This is a genomic window from Mycobacterium sp. 1274756.6 (assembly GCF_001668625.1).
In the GTDB taxonomy this organism is placed as follows: domain Bacteria; phylum Actinomycetota; class Actinomycetes; order Mycobacteriales; family Mycobacteriaceae; genus Mycobacterium.
Window position 1 is genome coordinate 1 of record NZ_LZLJ01000052.1, and the last position, 3757, is coordinate 3757.

The 3757-nt window shown below is 68.6% G+C and carries 3 protein-coding genes; all 3 read left to right on the top strand.

Going from position 1 to position 3757, the window contains the following annotated elements:
• The first annotated feature begins 2 nt into the window (after positions 1 to 2).
• The 3 genes from A5643_RS07295 to A5643_RS07305 are packed head-to-tail and all read left to right on the top strand — an operon-like array spanning position 3 to position 3668.
• A complete protein-coding gene (locus A5643_RS07295; protein ID WP_231995487.1) occupies positions 3 to 2240 on the top strand; it encodes a nitric-oxide reductase large subunit in 2238 nt (745 codons plus the stop codon).
• Position 2241: 1 nt separating this feature from the next.
• Positions 2242 to 2874, top strand: coding sequence for a hypothetical protein (locus A5643_RS07300; protein ID WP_066853480.1), 633 nt, complete (start codon positions 2242 to 2244; stop codon positions 2872 to 2874).
• Positions 2875 to 2882: 8 nt separating this feature from the next.
• Entirely contained in the window at positions 2883 to 3668 is a 786-nt protein-coding gene (locus A5643_RS07305) for a slipin family protein (RefSeq protein WP_502686220.1), read from the top strand.
• The last annotated feature ends 89 nt before the right edge of the window (positions 3669 to 3757 follow it).

Consider the following 3757-nt stretch of genomic DNA (forward strand, 5'->3'; position numbering starts at 1 on the left):
CGCTGGTGATGATCTTCGGGTTCTTCGTGATGGGGATCCTGATCTACCGCACCTACACCGCCTCGATGCCGCTGCCGGAGAAGGTGGTCAGCGAATCCGGCGAGACCCTGTTCACCGAGGCCGACATCACCCGCGGGCAGGAGTTGTTCCAGGCCCGCGGCTTGATGCAGTACGGCTCGATCCTGGGCCACGGCGCCTACCTGGGCCCGGACTACACCGCCGACTACCTGCGCCGCGCCACCGAGGACGTCGCCGCCCAGTTCCGCACCGGAGGCGTCGACGACCCCCGCGACCGTGTGGTCGACGAGTTCCGCACCAACCGCTACGACGCGGCGAGCAAGACCCTGACCTTCACCACCAAGCAGGCGGCGGCGTTCGAGCGCATCCAGGGCCACTACGCCGAATACTTCGGTGAGGACTCCACCAAGTACGGGCTGCTGCCCAAGACGATCACCGACCCGACCGAGATCCGCGACCTGACCGCGTTCTTCGCCTGGACCGCGTGGGCCTCGGCCGCCGAACGGCCCGGCCACACCTACAGCTACACCAACAACTGGCCGGCCGAGTCCCGGGTCGACAACGGGCCCACCGCCGCGATCGTGGTGTGGTCGGCGCTGTCGCTGATCGCGTTGCTCGGCGGGATCGGCATCATGTTCGCCGTCTACGGGCGGTGGAGCCAGAAGGTGGGCTGGCACTCCGCCGAAGCCGACACCCTCACCTTCCGCCAGCCCGGCGAGGTGGGCCTGACCCGCTCCCAACGCGCCACCGTGTGGTTCTTCGTGGTGGTCGCGGTGCTGTTCTTGGCCCAGACCCTGCTGGGTGCGGCCGCCCAGCACTACCGGGCCGACCTGTCCACCTTCTTCGGCGTCGACCTGGCCCGCATCCTGCCCTACAACCTGGCTCGCACCTGGCATGTGCAGCTGTCGCTGTTCTGGACCGCGGCGGCGTTCCTGGCCGGCGGGATCTTCCTGGTGCCCTTCATCGCCCGCCGCGAACCGCGCAGGCAGTCGACGCTGACCTACGCCCTGCTCGGCGCGGTCGCGGTGGTGGTGTTCGGGTCGATGCTGTTCGAGGCGCTCTCGATCTACGGGGTCATCCCCGAGGGCCACCTGCTCTCCCAGCAGTGGGAGTACCTGGACCTGCCGCGGATCTTCCAGATCCTGCTGGTGGTGGGCCTGTTCTTGTGGATCGCGATCATCTGGCGCGGGATGCGCTCGCGGCTGCGCGGCGAGTCGAAGATGAACATGCCGTGGATGTTCCTGTTCGCCGGGCTGGCGATCCCGATGTTCTACGCGGTCGGGTTGCTGGCCTCCAGCGACACCCACTTCACCGTCGCCGACTTCTGGCGGTTCTGGGTGGTGCACCTGTGGGTGGAGGACTTCCTGGAGCTGTTCACCACGGTGATGGTGGCCTACATCTTCGTGCTGCTCGGGGTGGTGCGGGAGCGCATCGCGCTGGGCGTGATCTTCCTCGACATCATCTTGTATTCCGCCGGCGGGGTCATCGGCACCATGCACCACCTGTACTTCTCCGGAACACCGGCCGAGCACATGGCGCTGGGCGCGTTCTTCTCCGCCGCCGAGGTGATCCCGTTGACGTTCCTGACCGTGGAGGCGTGGGCGTTCCTGCAGCTCGGCGCCCGCCAGGAGACCGCCGACAACAAGCCGTTCCCGGCCCGGTGGGCGGTGATGTTCCTGGTCGCGGTCGGGTTCTGGAACTTCGTGGGGGCCGGCATCTTCGGGTTCCTGATCAACCTGCCGATCGTGTCCTACTACCAGATCGGCACCGCGCTGACCGCCAACCACGGGCATGCCGCGATGTTCGGGGTCTACGGGATGCTCGCGGTCGGGCTGGCGATCTTCGCCTACCGCTACGTGATCCCGCCGGAGAAGTGGCCGACCAAGTGGGTGCGGCTGTCGTTCTGGTCGATGAACCTCGGCCTGGCCTGGATGGTGTTCGCCACCCTGCTGCCGCTGGGCATCCTGCAGCTGTTCCACTCGGTCAGCGACGGCTACTTCGAGGCCCGCTCGCTGGGCTACATCACCCAGCCCGGCAACGCGCTCATCGAATGGCTGCGCCTGCCCGGCGACGTCATCCTGATCGGCGGCGGGGTGCTGCCCTTCGTGTACGTCTCGCTGCTGGCGCTGCGCTACTTCCGGGCCGGCAAGGTCATCGACGAGATGCCCGAGGACCCGCTGTTCGTCCCGGTCACCCCGGCCGACGCCACCGCCAAGGAGTGAGATGACCCCGCCCTCGGCCTCGGTGCTGATGGTCGCCGGGTACGCGCTGCTGCTGGTGGCCATCGCCTGGAGCTTCGACGCGATGGCCAGACGGGCCTCGGCGCGGGCCGCGCAGTGGCGCAGCGGGCAGTTCACCTACCGGCCCGACCACGACGCCTGGGTCTGCCCGGAGGACCACTGGCTGTGGCCGACCTCCTATGACCCCACCAACCGGGTGATGCGCTACCGGGCCTCGGCGGTGGTGTGCAACAGCTGCCCGGTCAAGGACTCCTGCACCGCCTCCGAGCACGGCCGGGAGATCAGCCGGGAGATCGATCCGTGGCCGCATTCCGAAGCCGGCCGGTTCAACCGCGGGATCGCCTGCTTCGTGGCGTTTCTCGGGGTGGTGATGCCGGCCGGGATGCTGCTGGGCAAACACGACACCGCCGACGTGCTGGTGCTGCTGGCCACCATCGCGCTGGTGGCGCTGCTGAGCGTGCCGCTGGCGCGCCACCTGTGGAAAACGCCGGGCAACGCCCCGCCGGAGGCGCTGCCGCACCGCAGCGGCCTGGAGGAGCAGGCCGCCGCCACCATCGACCGCTATTCCACCCGCTGGGGTGGCGGCTACGCCGAGAAGGAGAACGACGAGACGTGAGTGGACCGATGGTCATCGTGGTGGCGGCCGTGCTGACGGTGCTGGCGGTGCTCGCGGTGTTGTCGCTGACCGTGCTGCGCGAGTACGAGCGCGGCGTGGTGTTCCGGATGGGGCACCTGCGCCCGCTGTATCAGCCCGGCCTGAAGTTCCTGCTGCCGCTGGCCGACAAGATGGACCGGGTGGATCAGCGGGTGGTGACGCTGACCATCCCGCCGCAGGAGCTCATCACCCGCGACAACGTGCCCGCCCGGGTCAACGCGGTGGTGATGTTCCAGGTCATCGATCCGATCAAGGCGATCATGGCGGTGGAGAACTACGCGGTCGCCACCTCCCAGATCGCCCAGACCACGCTGCGCTCGCTGCTGGGCCGCGCCGATTTGGACACCCTGCTGGCCCACCGCGAGGACCTCAACGCCGACCTGCGGGTGATCATCGAGAAGCAGACCGAGCCGTGGGGGGTGGAGGTCCGGGTGGTGGAGATCAAGGACGTCGAGATCCCCGAATCCATGCAGCGCGCGATGGCGCGGGAGGCCGAGGCCGAACGGGAGCGGCGCGCCAAGGTGATCAGCGCCCGCGGGGAGCTGCAGGCCTCCGAGGAACTGCGGGCGGCCGCCGAGACGCTGTCGAAGAGCCCGGCGTCGCTGCAGCTGCGCTACCTGCAGACCCTGCTGGAGCTGGGCGCCGACCAGAACTCGACGGTGGTGTTCCCGCTGCCGGTCGACATCATCACCCCGTTCCTGCGGCATCCGCGGCTGCTCGCCGAGGTCGCCGAGGCGGTCAACGGCCGCGACTGACGGCGCGCTAGCTGTGATGTCCGGAGAGGTTGTCCCGCCCGTTGGCGGTGAGTCGCCCTGACAGGTGAGGGCCTCCGGTTGTGAAGTGG